Origin of the sequence: Cellvibrio sp. pealriver, assembly GCF_001183545.1 — a bacterium.
Lineage (GTDB): Bacteria > Pseudomonadota > Gammaproteobacteria > Pseudomonadales > Cellvibrionaceae > Cellvibrio.
The window spans coordinates 2,380,618-2,394,707 of the sequence record NZ_KQ236688.1; the positions used below are offsets into that span (position 1 = coordinate 2,380,618).

General features: G+C 49.8%; 17 protein-coding genes. 12 read left to right on the forward strand and 5 right to left on the reverse strand.

Going from position 1 to position 14,090, the window contains the following annotated elements; genetic code table 11:
- Positions 1 to 15: 15 nt before the first annotated feature.
- Entirely contained in the window at positions 16 to 522 is a 507-nt protein-coding gene (locus tag VC28_RS10350) for a Z-ring associated ZapG family protein (protein ID WP_049630564.1), read from the forward strand.
- A gap of 128 nt (positions 523 to 650) precedes the next feature.
- Positions 651 to 1,772 carry a S1C family serine protease gene (locus VC28_RS10355; protein WP_049630565.1) on the forward strand — a complete coding sequence of 374 codons (1,122 nt, stop codon included), beginning with the start codon at positions 651 to 653 and terminating at the stop codon, positions 1,770 to 1,772.
- Positions 1,773 to 1,859: 87 nt separating this feature from the next.
- On the opposite strand, the gene hisD is transcribed toward VC28_RS10355, so the two are convergent.
- The 5 genes from hisD to VC28_RS10380 all read right to left on the reverse strand — a co-directional run bounded on the left by hisD (position 1,860) and on the right by VC28_RS10380 (position 6,285).
- On the reverse strand, positions 1,860 to 3,167 hold the full coding sequence (gene hisD / locus VC28_RS10360) for a histidinol dehydrogenase (RefSeq protein ID WP_049630566.1): 1,308 nt from the start codon (positions 3,165 to 3,167) through the stop codon (positions 1,860 to 1,862).
- A 99-nt stretch (positions 3,168 to 3,266) separates the two neighbouring features.
- Positions 3,267 to 3,902, reverse strand: a complete 636-nt coding sequence (gene hisG, locus VC28_RS10365; RefSeq protein ID WP_049630567.1) for an ATP phosphoribosyltransferase — start codon at positions 3,900 to 3,902, stop codon at positions 3,267 to 3,269.
- Positions 3,903 to 3,930: 28 nt separating this feature from the next.
- Positions 3,931 to 5,196: a UDP-N-acetylglucosamine 1-carboxyvinyltransferase gene (gene murA, locus VC28_RS10370; RefSeq protein WP_049630568.1), complete on the reverse strand. Its 1,266-nt coding sequence runs from the start codon at positions 5,194 to 5,196 to the stop codon at positions 3,931 to 3,933.
- A gap of 69 nt (positions 5,197 to 5,265) precedes the next feature.
- A complete protein-coding gene (locus VC28_RS10375) occupies positions 5,266 to 5,520 on the reverse strand; it encodes a BolA family protein (protein ID WP_049630569.1) in 255 nt (84 codons plus the stop codon).
- 150 nt (positions 5,521 to 5,670) lie between these two features.
- Positions 5,671 to 6,285, reverse strand: coding sequence for an MlaC/ttg2D family ABC transporter substrate-binding protein (locus VC28_RS10380; RefSeq protein ID WP_049630570.1), 615 nt, complete (start codon positions 6,283 to 6,285; stop codon positions 5,671 to 5,673).
- Positions 6,286 to 6,611: 326 nt separating this feature from the next.
- On the opposite strand from VC28_RS10380, the gene VC28_RS10385 reads away from it, so the two are divergent.
- From VC28_RS10385 to VC28_RS10430, 10 genes are all read left to right on the forward strand, one after another.
- Positions 6,612 to 7,577: a KpsF/GutQ family sugar-phosphate isomerase gene (locus VC28_RS10385; protein ID WP_049630571.1), complete on the forward strand. Its 966-nt coding sequence runs from the start codon at positions 6,612 to 6,614 to the stop codon at positions 7,575 to 7,577.
- Positions 7,578 to 7,613: 36 nt separating this feature from the next.
- Entirely contained in the window at positions 7,614 to 8,171 is a 558-nt protein-coding gene (locus VC28_RS10390) for a KdsC family phosphatase (protein ID WP_049630572.1), read from the forward strand.
- On the forward strand, positions 8,168 to 8,779 hold the full coding sequence (lptC, locus tag VC28_RS10395) for an LPS export ABC transporter periplasmic protein LptC (protein WP_049630573.1): 612 nt from the start codon (positions 8,168 to 8,170) through the stop codon (positions 8,777 to 8,779). The genes VC28_RS10390 and lptC overlap by 4 nt, the downstream gene beginning before the upstream one ends.
- Positions 8,780 to 8,825: 46 nt before the next feature.
- A complete protein-coding gene (gene lptA, locus VC28_RS10400; RefSeq protein WP_231591717.1) occupies positions 8,826 to 9,314 on the forward strand; it encodes a lipopolysaccharide transport periplasmic protein LptA in 489 nt (162 codons plus the stop codon).
- Positions 9,314 to 10,039: an LPS export ABC transporter ATP-binding protein gene (lptB, locus tag VC28_RS10405; protein WP_049630575.1), complete on the forward strand. Its 726-nt coding sequence runs from the start codon at positions 9,314 to 9,316 to the stop codon at positions 10,037 to 10,039. Before lptA ends, lptB begins: the two co-directional genes overlap by 1 nt.
- Positions 10,040 to 10,243: 204 nt before the next feature.
- Positions 10,244 to 11,908, forward strand: coding sequence for an RNA polymerase factor sigma-54 (locus VC28_RS10410; RefSeq protein ID WP_049630576.1), 1,665 nt, complete (start codon positions 10,244 to 10,246; stop codon positions 11,906 to 11,908).
- 134 nt (positions 11,909 to 12,042) lie between these two features.
- Positions 12,043 to 12,333 carry a ribosome hibernation-promoting factor, HPF/YfiA family gene (gene hpf / locus VC28_RS10415; RefSeq protein ID WP_049630577.1) on the forward strand — a complete coding sequence of 97 codons (291 nt, stop codon included), beginning with the start codon at positions 12,043 to 12,045 and terminating at the stop codon, positions 12,331 to 12,333.
- Between the two features lie 94 nt (positions 12,334 to 12,427).
- Positions 12,428 to 12,877 (forward strand): PTS IIA-like nitrogen regulatory protein PtsN, encoded by a 450-nt coding sequence (gene ptsN / locus VC28_RS10420; protein WP_049630578.1) that lies wholly within the window; start codon positions 12,428 to 12,430, stop codon positions 12,875 to 12,877.
- A gap of 11 nt (positions 12,878 to 12,888) precedes the next feature.
- A complete protein-coding gene (gene rapZ / locus VC28_RS10425; protein WP_049630579.1) occupies positions 12,889 to 13,758 on the forward strand; it encodes an RNase adapter RapZ in 870 nt (289 codons plus the stop codon).
- A gap of 31 nt (positions 13,759 to 13,789) precedes the next feature.
- On the forward strand, positions 13,790 to 14,062 hold the full coding sequence (locus VC28_RS10430; RefSeq protein WP_049630580.1) for an HPr family phosphocarrier protein: 273 nt from the start codon (positions 13,790 to 13,792) through the stop codon (positions 14,060 to 14,062).
- Positions 14,063 to 14,090: the final 28 nt, after the last annotated feature.

A 14,090-nucleotide genomic window follows, 5' to 3' on the forward strand; every position in this document is an offset into this window, starting at 1 on the left:
CAGTAGGAGATTTCCGTGTATTCATTCAGTGCTGTCGCTATTACCGGTGTAGTGTGTTTGTTGATAGGTGCGGGGCTCGGCGCTCTCGCGCTTTATGTTTTTCGCACAAAATTACTTGGGCGCGATATAGAACAGCGCCTGCATGAAGCAGAAAGCTCACTGCAAGGTTATCAGCGCGATGTAGCCGAGCATTTTGCCCAAACATCACAGCTAGTAAACAACCTGACCAATGCCTATCGCGATGTTCATGAACATTTGGCGAATGGTGCACTGAAACTGGCTACACCTGCTATTAGCCGTCAAATTCTGGATTCGGCCAATAATAATCTTGGCTCGGAGAGCAAAGCCTACATTAACGAACAACGTATCGAGCCGCCGAGAGACTGGGCACCAAAAGCTCCCGGTGCAAAAGGCGCACTCAGTGACGATTACGATCTTCGTGACGATCACCACGAAAAGGTCAACATGCCAACCGAATCGGCAGATGACTATGATTTTGATGGCAAAGCCAATCGTTATTAAATAGTTTCCGGGCTAACTGATAGCCACGGTTGCGAACAGGACGTCGAACCATACTGCATAACCCCGCATCGCGGGGTTTTTGTTGGCTTGTGAAAGCCAACGTGAAAATATCGACGGAGACGTTTTGCATGTTCTTACAGCGCGTGCTGCACTTTATTGGCTGGCCAGTGACCGCAGGCATTATCATTGCGCTACTTGCACTTTTGCTTTTCCCTCAATTGCGTCAACCCGCGACTCTACCAGTAACCAAAACATCACCCGTGCAATACGGTATGGTTTCGTATGCTGATGCCGTTAACCGCGCAGCACCCGCGGTGGTCAATGTGTACACCGAAAAACGCGTATTGCAACGCTATCAAAACCTCTACAACCATCCGCTTTATCGTCAACTCTATAATAGATCCAATACTCCTGAGCAGCAGCGGATGCAAAATACGCTGGGCTCTGGGGTTATCGTCGATGCGCAAGGCCACATACTCACCAACAAGCACGTTGTGAATGGTGCCGATAAGATTTTAGTTCTGCTTTACGATGGGCGCGGCGCATCGGCCGAGTTAATTGGCACTGATCCGGAAAATGATTTGGCGGTGCTCAAAATCAACGCCGATAATTTAAATCCAATTACTATCGGCAATTCCAACCATATTCGCGTAGGCGATGTGGTACTTGCCATTGGCAATCCATTTGGTGTTGGCCAGAGCGTTAGCCAAGGTATTGTCAGCGCAACAGGGCGTTGGAATTTAGGTATCAATAGTGCCGAAAATTTCATTCAAACCGATGCAGCAATTAACCCTGGCAACTCCGGCGGAGCATTGATTGATGCTTATGGCAATTTGATAGGTATTAATACCGCCATGCTGGATGAAACCGGAGCATCCGTAGGCATTAGCTTTGCAGTTCCTGCGGAAAAAGCGATGAACTCCTTGCGCCAAATTATCGAGTATGGAGAGGTTCGTCGCGGCTGGCTGGGGCTCGCTGTCAACTCACTGACCCATGAACAAATTAAAGAGATGGGCTTGAACGGACTGGTTGTCACCGAGATCGAAGGCAAAAGCCCTGCAGAAAAAGCAGGATTCCAAAAAGGCGACATTATTACCCATATAGATGGAGTCGCTCTGATCGATGCACCGTCACTTGTCAATTCCTTGCGCAATATCCAACCCAATGCAGAAATCACCTTCAAAGTGATTCGCAACGGCGAATTGAAAGAGCTAAACGCGATTGCAGGTTTTCCCCCTACCAAAACCTAAGTGGATTTTTCTTATGACCTAATAAAAAAACGGGTGCAATTTTGCACCCGTTTTTTTACACAATACTGAAAAACTTTTTCAATATTGTCACTCGATAATACGATACTCCGCCGAGCGCGCATGCGCTTCAAGATATTCACTGCGTGCAAGCACCGATGCTGTTTTGGACAACTCTGATGCACCCGATGCCGAGCACATAATAATCGAGCTGCGCTTTTGGAAATCGTACACACCCAGTGGCGATGAGAAGCGCGCAGTACCTGAGGTGGGCAATACGTGGTTGGGGCCAGCGCAATAATCGCCCAGTGCTTCCGGAGTAAAACGACCCATAAAAATCGCGCCCGCGTGGCGCACTTTTGGCAACCAGGCTTCCGGGTCAGCAATCGACAATTCCAAATGCTCAGGCGCAATACGATTACTCACGGCAATCGCCTGCTCCATATCTGCAACTTTAATCAAGGCACCGCGATTTTTTAACGACACGCTGGCGATACTTTCGCGCGCAAGTGTTGGCAACAATTTTTTAATAGATGCTTCAACCTTATCCAAATATTCCGCATCCGGGCACAGCAAAATCGATTGCGCCTGTTCATCGTGCTCGGCCTGACTGAATAAATCCATGGCGATCCAATCGGGGTCGGTCAAACCATCGCACACCACTAAAATTTCAGAAGGGCCAGCGATCATATCAATCGCCACCTGGCCAAATACCGCGCGCTTGGCCGTCGCTACATAGATATTACCAGGGCCGACAATTTTATCGACTTTAGCAATGGTTTCCGTTCCGTAGGCAAGCGCCGCAACTGCTTGCGCACCACCAATCGTAATGACGCGATCCACGCCCGCAATCGCTGCAGCTGCCAACACCATTGGGCTGATTTCACCATCGGGCGCGGGCACTACCATCGTTAATTCATCAACACCTGCGACCTTGGCCGGAATCGCATTCATCAACACCGATGAAGGGTAAGACGCTTTACCACCGGGCACATACAACCCCACACGCTCCATCGCCGAAATTTGCTGGCCAAGCACAGTGCCGTCAGCTTCCGTGTAGCGCCATGAACTTTGCAATTGATGCTGGTGATAACTGCGAATACGTTCAGCAGCAACTTCCAGGGCAGCACGTTGCTCAGGGCGGATTTGCATCAGCGCATTTTGTAATTCTGCTGGCGTGACAACAAAATCATTCATGCTTTGCGCTGCACGACGGTCAAATTTATTGGTGAACTCCACCACTGCAATATCACCGCGCGTTTTCACTTGATGCAAGATGTCATCGACAACTGCTGCAACACGGGTATCACTTACCGATTCCCAGGCCAACAATTGATCCAACTGCTGATTAAAATCGCTTTGACTTGCATCCAAACGGGTGATGATAGAGTCAGACATGGAATTCTCTTTTAGACACAGAGTTAGACAAGATGAACTGATAATGCCGCTGATCAATTGCAAATGCACATTGGCATTTGCAATTGAGGACATAAAAAACTAATCGACTGCAACTGCCTTGGCGATATAGTCGATAATGTTTTGGATTTGTACGTGTTTCATTTTCATCGATGCTTTGTTCACGATCAAACGCGAGCTAATATCTGCAATAAAATCGCGCGGCTCCAAACCATTCGCACGCAGGGTATTGCCGGTATCGACAATATCCACAATTTCGTCGGCCAAATTCATAATCGGAGCCAATTCCATCGCACCGTAAAGTTTGATGATGTCAGTTTGACGACCTTGGGATGCGTAATATTGTTTGGCGATATTCACATACTTGGTAGCAACACGAATACGACCAGCCGGCAGGGATTCGCCCTTCACGCCAGCGGTCATTAATTTGCAGCGTGCGATATTTAAATCGAGCGGTTCGTACAACCCTTCAGCACCGTTTTCCATCAAGGTGTCTTTTCCGGAAATGCCCATATCGGCTGCACCAAATTGCACGTAGGTGGGAACATCTGCACCGCGCAACAATAAAAAACGCACATTGGGCTGGGTAGTTTCAAATACCAGCTTGCGGCTTTTTTCCATATCTTCAAGCGGGCGAATATCCGCTGCCGCCAGCAGTGGTAATGTCTCTTCCAGAATGCGCCCTTTGGTGAGCGCGATGGTCAGGGTTTGACTCATGGGTTTTACCTTTTTTATACCTTTGCGCTTATGAACCCTTAACACGGCGCACACTGGCACCGAGGCTTTGGAATTTCTGTTCGATAGCTTCGTAACCGCGATCGATGTGGTAAATGCGGTCGATCAGGGTCTCACCATCCGCCACCAAACCGGCAATCACCAGACTTGCGGAGGCGCGCAAGTCAGATGCCATTACGGGTGCCGCTTTTAAACGCTCAACACCCGTAACAATCGCCGTGTTGTGTTCAAGCTCGATATGCGCACCCATACGATTCAATTCGGCAACCTGCACTAAACGGTTTTCAAAAATTGTCTCGGTAATATGGCTCACACCTTCTGCAACAGCGTTCATCGCCATAAATTGCGATTGCATATCGGTTGGGAATGCCGGGTAAGGCGCAGTTTTCAAGCTGACCGCTTTCGGGCGCTTGCCGTGCATGTCCAGCGCGATCCAGTCATCACCAGTGGTGATATCCGCGCCCGCTTCCTGCAACTTCAATAACACGGCTTCAAGAATGTCGGCGCGGGTATTGGTCAATTTAATCTTGCCACGAGTCGCTGCAGCGGCAACCAGATAGGTACCGGTTTCGATACGGTCAGGCATCACGCTGTATTCACAACCGTGCAATTTATCAACGCCATAAACTGTCAGGGTCGATGTGCCTATGCCTTCGATTTTCGCGCCCATAGCAACCAGCATATTGGCAAGATCAACAATCTCGGGTTCGCGTGCCGCGTTTTCCAATACGGTTTTGCCTTCAGCTAACACTGCCGCCATCAGCAGGTTTTCAGTGCCGCCAACGGTGACCATATCCATCAGGAAATGACAGCCTTTCAAACGGCCATCGGAGCGAGCGCGGATATAACCACCATCGATTTCGATAGTCGCCCCCATGGCCTCAAGGCCGCGCAAATGAATATCCACCGGGCGCGAACCAATTGCACAGCCACCCGGGAAAGACACATTGGCTTCGCCGTAGCGCGCAAGCAATGGCCCAAGCACCAGAATCGATGCGCGCATGGTTTTTACCAGCTCGTAAGACGCGGTGTAGGAGTTGATGGTATTGGGGTCCACAATCACCACATGCTCGCCCTGAATCTCAATTGTGAGGCCGAGGGTGCGCAGCAACTGCACCATGGTAGTCATATCTTTCAAGTGCGGAACATTGCTCAAGCGCACTTCGGAATCGGCCAAAATTGTCGCCGCCAACAGCGGCAAACCTGCATTTTTGGAACCGGAAATTCGCAGCTCGCCCGTCAGTGGACCGCTACTGTTAATCAAAAACTTATCCATACAACCCTGAAAACAAAGAAGAGAAAAAAGAGACCTGAGCCAACCAATGCCGACTCCAAGCCGTAGACGTTACTGCTGTTGTTGCTGCTGTTGCCACTGCTCGGGCGTGAAGGATTTGATGTAATCCACCGCGTGGATGCTGCGGTCAGCAAATTGCGCACTCAAAGTGGACAACACCAACTGCTGCTTTTTAACAGGGGTCAAACCGGCAAATGCAGGGCTTACGACCACCAGACCTACATGATCACCCATGACATCGACCGATTTGACATCGCAATCCGGGATTTGGCTTTCAATCAGCGCTTTGATTTGTTCAGCTTGCATAGAATTACTCGATTAAGAAGGGCTGTGATCAGAAATGAGGCGCGAAGTTTACCGGAATGTCGCTAATATCGCATCCAAAAATCAGCCTCCATAAAGCAAAACCCCCGGCACAGGCCGGGGGTTTTGTCGATTTGACAGTCGCAAATGCGGTTATGCATCAACCAACCAATTGGCGATCACTTTATCAATATCGCCATTGTATTTTTTAAGGCTCGCCTTGAATTGACCACTGAACGACTGACCCAGGTTTACGCCATTGAGCACTACATTGATCAATTTCCACTCGCCTGATTTTTCCTTGCGCATGGTGTAGTTCAACTTGTGGGTCGTGCCATCGGTCGACACTTCTTGCTTGACCACTTGGCGATTAGGGTTGCTGTCATCCACCCCTGCAATCACAACCTTGCTGTCGGCATAACCCAAAACACCCTTACCAAGCGATTTGACCATGCCATCTTTGAAGACTTTTTGGAATTGTTCACGTTGTGCCGGAGTAGCTTGTTTATACGCCTTGCCCATCACAGAAGCAGCAATAAACGGAAAGTTCACTACACCATCAAGCGCCCCCTCCACTTGTTTGAAATACGCATCGTCCGCTGTATTGGACGCTTTTTTGGCTTTAACCAAGCCAAACAATTCTTGCGCGACCGATTCCACAATGACCTTTGGCGATTCAGTTGCAGGTACTTGAGCCATGACATTAGCCGCAAACAACACAGATAACCCGAGTACAACACCAGACAATTTGGTGAGCAGATATTTCATCGTAAAACCTTCCATTAATTGAAACAGAACGATTAAGCCGTATGGCGTTAAACCAACACTCAGACAACGCTAATTCCTTATGGTGCCATTCTTTATGCGATGTTTATGATCGTGGCGAGTTATTAAGCCGGAGGCGTAGCGAGCAGATTTGCGGCGCGAACTATAGCATCCAGCGCATGACAGGGATAAGTCGCCACAGGAAAAAAGACGTAAACTTCCCTCGCCTTGTTTTTCTTGAAAGTTATAATGCAAGGCCATAAATGCCTTGGGTGAACAATGATCATCACATTGGCTCACCATTTTGGAACCGGTTTTGGAACCTCGTCATGACACATGATTATGTAAGCTCGGCATTGCGTACCATCAGTTTGGAGGCAGAGGCAGTTACTGCACTCGCCGCGCGGATCGATGGTCAATTTACCGCCGCCTGTGAACTTATCTTGAACTGTGCTGGCAGAGTAATTGTCACCGGCATGGGCAAATCCGGCCATATTGGCAAAAAAATCGCCGCTACTCTGGCGAGCACTGGAACCCCATCGTTTTTTGTCCACCCAGGCGAAGCCAGCCACGGCGATCTCGGAATGATCACCAAAAACGACATAGTGCTTGCGATCTCTTACTCCGGCACTTCCAGTGAAGTCGTTACTTTGTTGCCACTACTGAAACGTGCCGGTGTCAAAATCATTAGCATGACCGCCAATCCGCAATCGACTCTGGGCGAAGTGGCTGAAGTCAATCTGGATATCAGCGTTTTACATGAGGCGTGCCCTCTGGACTTGGCACCAACATCCAGTACAACTGCCACGCTGGTCATGGGGGATGCACTGGCAATCGCATTGCTGGAAGCGCGCGGTTTTACTGCAGAAGATTTTGCCTTCTCTCATCCCGGCGGCGCACTGGGGCGCAAATTGTTGTTGCGTGTCGCGGATGTCATGCACACTGGCGACGATATTCCCCGTGTGTTTGCGCACACCCCCATGCTGGACGCATTGATGGTCATGTCGGACAAAGGTTTTGGCATGACGACAGTGATGGAAGGTAATGATTTGCTCGGTATTTTCACCGATGGTGATTTGCGCCGTAGTATCGACAAAGGTGTTGATATCCGCACTGCAACAGTGGGTGAATTGATGAACACTAACCCCAAAATGCTGCGCGACAACACGCTGGCTGCAGAAGCGCTGGCGTTAATGGAGCAAGCAAAAATTAACGTTTTACTCATTACCGACGAACAAAAAAAACTTGTCGGTGTCGTAAAAATCAATGACCTGCTGCGTGCAGGCATTATTTGATTGACCCAGCCAATCATTGCACTTGGACACGCCTGAATGAACCCCGATTTTTGTACCCAAACCGAATTACATGAACGCGCTGCGCGCATCAAACTGTTGCTGCTGGATGTGGACGGAGTACTCACCGACGGGCGTCTTTACTTCGGCAACCAAGGGGAAGAATTCAAATCGTTCAGCACACTGGATGGACAGGGCATCAAAGCACTGCAAAAAACCGGCGTTAAAGTCGGCATTATTACTGGCCGCACCAGCAATCTGGTCGCCCGCCGCGCAAGCGATCTGGGGATAACGATATTGGTGCAAGGGCGCGAGGACAAATGGGAGGCACTACAAGACATTTTGCAGGAGCATCCTGTAGCGCTTGAGCAGATCGCGTTTATGGGAGATGACTGGCCAGACTTGGCCGTTATGACCCGCGCGGGTCTCGCACTGACAGTGGCAAATGCCCACTCCAGCGTGGTTGAGCGCGCCCATTGGCAAAGCCGGGAACGCGGCGGCGAAGGTGCCGTGCGTGCAGCCTGTGACCTCATCATGAAGGCGCAAGGTACATTCGATACCGCACTTGCACCTTATCTGGCAGATGCATCCCTATGAGCCTGTTAACCCGCGCGTATCGTGTACATCAATATGTACCCGGTCCCTGGATACTGGCTTTTGTACTGGTGATCTGCTTTTTTGCATTTTCACTGCGCCAAAAAGAAGAGCTGGTTGGATATGAATATGACCCAAGCAGCTTTCCCAACATCTACATGAAAGAAGTGGAAACACGCGAATTTGATAACACCGGCAAGCTTCACTACCAGCTATCAACGCCACAGGTAACCCATTTTCAACTGCAACAAGAGGGTGCATCGGCTCAGGATTACACATTGATTGAGCAGCCCATGATGATGTTTTACGACACAGACACCAAAGCGCCATGGCAAGTTACCGCCAATACCGGGCGCAGTGAGGCAAACGGCGAATTGATCCGCCTGCTCGATAACGTGCTCATCCAACAGCAAACGCCCACCCAGGGCTTGATACAAATCACCACCAGTGAGCTGCAAGTGCGCGCCAGTGAACAATTCGCGGAAACCGACAAAGCTGTTAAGATGCGCAGCGCCAAAGGTCAGATAGATGCACTAGGTATGGATGCCGACCTGGCGCAAAGTCGGCTTCAGTTAAGATCCCAGGTTAAGGCAGTTTATGATCCCCGCTAAATTACGCTATTGGTTATCTCCTTTGACGCTCATGTTGGCGGCAATAATGTCCCCAACCACAAGCCTCGCATTACCCAGCGACAAAAACGAAACCATCCGCGGCTCTGCTGATAACCTCACGGTAGACCAGAAGAACGGAGTGGCGACCTACACTGGCTCGGTCAAAATCCAGCAAGGGTCACTTATCATTTCCGCCGATTCTATTGTGATTCACACCAATCCCGACAGCAGCGTCGAAAAGATGATTGCAACAGGCAATCCGGCACGCTTTCAGCAACAACCGGAAAAAGACCAAGGCATAGTGACTGCCGCCGCCAAGCAAATTACCTACACCCCCAGCAATGAACATCTGGTACTGATTGAAGATGCCTCTGTTGAGCAAAACGGTGCGGTAATGAGCGGCCCACACATTGATTACGATTTAGTCAAAGAAGTAATGAAAGCCGCAGGTAACAACAACAGTAGCGGCGGTGAGGGGCAGCGCATCGAAATTGTGATCCCACCCAAAGCCGGAAAAGCCGAGGATGCGCAGTAATGCCCAGTTTGCACGCACGCCATCTCGCCAAAAGCTACAAAAAACGCAAAGTGGTTATTGATGTATCCATCACGGTGGAAAGTGGCAGCATCGTCGGATTGCTTGGCCCCAACGGCGCAGGAAAAACCACCTGTTTTTATATGATCGCTGGTTTGGTGCCTGCCGATAACGGCACCGTATTGATTGACGAGCGAGATATAACCCAACTGCCCATTCATGGACGCGCCCGTGCAGGTATTGGCTATCTCCCGCAAGAGGCGTCTATTTTCCGTAAGCTGAGCGTGGCGGATAACATCATGGCAATTCTTGAGACCCGTAAGGATCTCAACCGCCAGCAGCGTGATGAAAAACTGGAATCACTGCTCAACGAATTTCATATCACCCATATCCGCGATAGCCTGGGTATGGCCCTCTCCGGCGGTGAGCGCCGCCGCGTGGAGATTGCCCGCGCACTGGCGACAGATCCGCAATTTATCCTGCTCGATGAACCTTTCGCCGGTGTTGATCCTATTTCGGTCAATGACATCAAAGAGATTGTCCGTCACTTGAAAGACCGTGGGATTGGCGTACTGATTACCGACCACAATGTGCGCGAAACACTGGATATCTGCGAAACAGCTTATATCGTCAGTGAAGGGCACATCATCGCCGAAGGTGATGCTGAAACTGTGCTGAGCAATAACAAAGTGCGCGAAGTGTATCTGGGCGAGCATTTCCGCCTCTAAACCCTACTTTCAGACGGGATTTCCGGTGTTACAAACTGCCCATTCCCTGCGCGTTTAGTCACACACAAACAACTTGACAAGTAACATTCTTTATACATTAGGCATAAAGCTTGCTTAAGCTTGTTGCTTGAGGCGCAAACCCTGACTAAACTCCACGTATACCGATGTTTTTCATCCTGCGTTTAAGGGTTTGTCGTCCGTACAATGAAGCAATCTCTCCAGCTCAAACTCGGCCAACAGCTGACCATGACCCCACAGTTGCAACAGGCAATCCGCTTGTTACAACTATCAACTCTGGATCTGCAACAGGAGATCCAGGAAGCGCTCGATTCCAACCCCATGTTGGAGGTTGAGGATAGCTTCGATTCTCCCACGCAAAACAGTGACTACGAAGGCAGCGAACAAGACAAAGCGGATTATGACCGCCAGCTGGAAATTGCAGCAGAAAGCGGTACCGATAACAGCGCAGAGTTTACTGCCAGCGACAATTTCTCCGCGAGCACCGATAACTACGCTGATAGTTACAACAACGACAATAACTACAATGAAAGCGATAGTTTTGGTGAAAGCGACACTTTCAGGGAAAGTGAATCCATAGGCGATACCGATGTTTATGGTGAAGGGGAAAGTTTTAGCGCCGATAGCGGTGACTGGAGCGACTCTATTCCCAGCGACCTTCCCGTGGATACAAGCTGGGATGATGTCTATCAAGCCTCATCCAGCAGCAGCTCCAGCAATTACGACAACGAAGATAGCGACTTTGAAAGCCGCCGTGCTGCCACTGACTCCCTCTACGATCATTTGATGTGGCAACTTAACCTGACCCCTATGTCAGACAGGGATCGCATTCTGGCTATGGCCATCATCGATGCAGTGGAGCCCAGCGGCATGCTCTCCATCAGTATCGAGGAAATCTTTGAAGGGATGGGTAGCGATCTCGATGACCTGGAACTGGACGAAGTTGTTGCCGTACAAAAACTCTTGCAACAATTTGACCCATGTGGTGTGTGCAGCCAGAACCTGTCCGAATGCCTGTTGGTACAACTGCAGCAGTTTGATCCAAAAACGCCATTGCTTGATTCGGCAAAATTAATCGTCAAACAATATTTGCCGGTGCTAGGCAGCCGCGACTACCGGCAATTGATGCGCCGCACCAAGCTAAAGGAAGCTGAGTTAAGTCAGGCGATTGCCCTGATCCAGAGTTTGAATCCGCGTCCGGGCGATATTATTGCCAGTGGCGACACCGAATATGTTGTGCCCGATGTATTTGTAGAAAAACGCGATGGCCGCTGGATTGTGGAGCTGAATCCGGATATTGCGCCGCGTTTGCGTATCAATGCTGATTACGCCTCTATGGTAAAGCGTGCCGACTCCAGCAGCGACAACACCTTCCTCAAAGACAATTTACAGGAAGCCCGTTGGTTCCTGAAAAGTTTGCAAAGCCGCAACGAGACCTTACTCAAGGTGGCAAGTTGTATTGTTGAAAAACAGCGTGGCTTTCTGGATTACGGTCCTGAGGCGATGAAACCGCTGGTGTTGCACGATATTGCTGAAATTGTAGAAATGCACGAGTCCACTATTTCACGTGTCACCACACAAAAATACATGCATACCCCGCAGGGTATTTTTGAGCTGAAATACTTTTTCTCCAGCCATGTCAGTACCGACAGCGGCGGAGAATGTTCTTCAACAGCAATCCGCGCCATCATCAAAAAACTGGTCAGCGCGGAAAATCCAAAAAAACCGTTGAGTGATAGCAAAATTACCGACTTGCTCGCCGAGCAAGGTATACAAGTCGCGCGCCGTACTATTGCCAAATATCGCGAATCGCTCAACATTCCACCATCGAATGAGCGCAAAACAATTTAACCTGATGCAGATGATCACATTGGGAACTTACTGAAAAGTTTCAGGTACATTTAATAGTTCGGACAAAAAATTCATGGATGTAATGCGAGGTTACCTAACCGTAACCGTTTTGTTTCTAGCGAGAGGAAGTATCTATGCAAATAAATATCAGCGGTCATCACGTAGAAGTTACCGATTCAATGAGAGATTACGTTTCCAGCAAACTGGAGCGCTTGAGCAACCATCATGACCGCATTACGAGTACCCATGTCATACTCTCGGTAGATAAACTGATCCAAAAAGCAGAGGCCACTATTCATGTCAGTGGTAAAGATTTATTCGCCGATGCAACTCATGAAGATTTATATGCTGCCATCGATGCCTTGGCCGACAAGCTCGATCGCCAATTAATTAAACACAAAGAGAAAATGCGCAGCCATCGCTAGGGCGATGCGTGCACTGACGTTAACCATATGATGCGCACTGGTTGCTTTGGCACCAGTCGCCATCGATCAGGGAGATGCCCAGCATCACTTTTTTATGCAAATCCAATCCCTCATCAGCCCCGGCCGCACACTCTGCGGCGTAGACGGTGGCAGTAAAAAACGCGCGCTGGAGTTACTTGCCAACACCATCGCCCAAGACATTCCCGATATCGATGCTGACGAATTGTTCCGCCGGTTAATTGGACGCGAGCGACTTGGCTCCACAGGTATTGGTCACGGGATCGCCATTCCACATTGTCGTGTTGAAAACTGTAGCGGCACAGTGGGCGCATTGATCACCCTTGCCGATCCTATCGACTTTGATGCAATCGACTCCCAACCTGTCGATATTCTATTTGCCATGCTGGTGCCGGAAGATGCGCACAGCGAACATCTGCAAACCCTCGCAGCACTGGCAGCAGCACTGAATAATGCGGATTACCGCCAGCGTTTGCGCGCCGCATCCAGCAATGAAGCGCTCTTCCAAGCAGCCTTAATGACGTAAGCGGGTTCAATATGCATCTGGTAATTGTCAGCGGCCTTTCAGGTTCAGGCAAAAGTACAGCACTCCATGTTCTTGAGGATGTGGGGTTTAACTGTATCGACAACCTTCCCGTCAGCCTGCTACCTGCGCTCGTTGCGCAAATCCAGATTCACAAAGATGACCAACATCGCTTTGCGATTGGCATAGATGTGCGCAATGCCTGGCAGGACTTGGCCATGTTCCCGCAGATGATCAGCACTCTGAAGGAAGCACACCTGCCCTTTCGCACACTTTTCCTGGATTCACAGCCATCGGTATTGATCCAACGCTTCAGTGAAACCCGGCGCAAGCATCCACTGTCTGACAAACACACCAGTTTGGCAGAGGCAATTAATGCCGAGCAGCAATTATTGGAGCCCATCCGCGATTGTGCGGATCAGGTGATCGACACCAGTCATTTAAACCTTCACGAATTGCGCGATCTGGTCAAAGAACGAGTCGTTGGTCGTAGCGAATCCACCATGGCAATTTTGTTTGAATCCTTCGGTTTCAAACACGGTGTGCCAGTAAACGCCGACCTGGTATTTGATGCACGCTGCCTGCCCAATCCGCATTGGAAACCGACTTTGCGGCCACAAACCGGGCAAGATCCTGACGTTATTGAATTTTTGGAGGAGCAGGTAACCGTTAAGGAGATGTATGAAGACATCGAACATTACCTGACGCGCTGGTTACCGCGCTATCAATCCAATAACCGCAGCTACATTACGATTGCGATTGGCTGTACCGGCGGGCAGCACCGCTCGGTTTATCTGGCAGAGCGACTGCAAAAGCATTTCGACAAAAGCTTCCACGATGTACAAGTGCGTCATCGCGATATCAACAAGCACAAGAAACACTAAAACTTTCAAGAACCAAACACAGACCCCGGCAATGTTTACTGACACTCTCGACATTATTAACAAGCGCGGCCTTCATGCCCGTGCCGCCGCCAAGCTCGCTACGCTGGCCAACCAATTTCAGGCCAAAATCATGGCGCGAGTGGGGGAAGGCAATTGGGCGGATGCCAAAAGCGTAATGTCATTGATGCTGCTTGCCGCCAGCTGTGGAACCTGCTTGCAAGTCAGCGCCGAAGGCGATGATGCAGAAGCAGCAATGAATGCGATACGCGCACTGATTGCAGATCGCTTTGAAGAAGGCGAATAAATCACCTATTGTTTAACAAATAGCCACG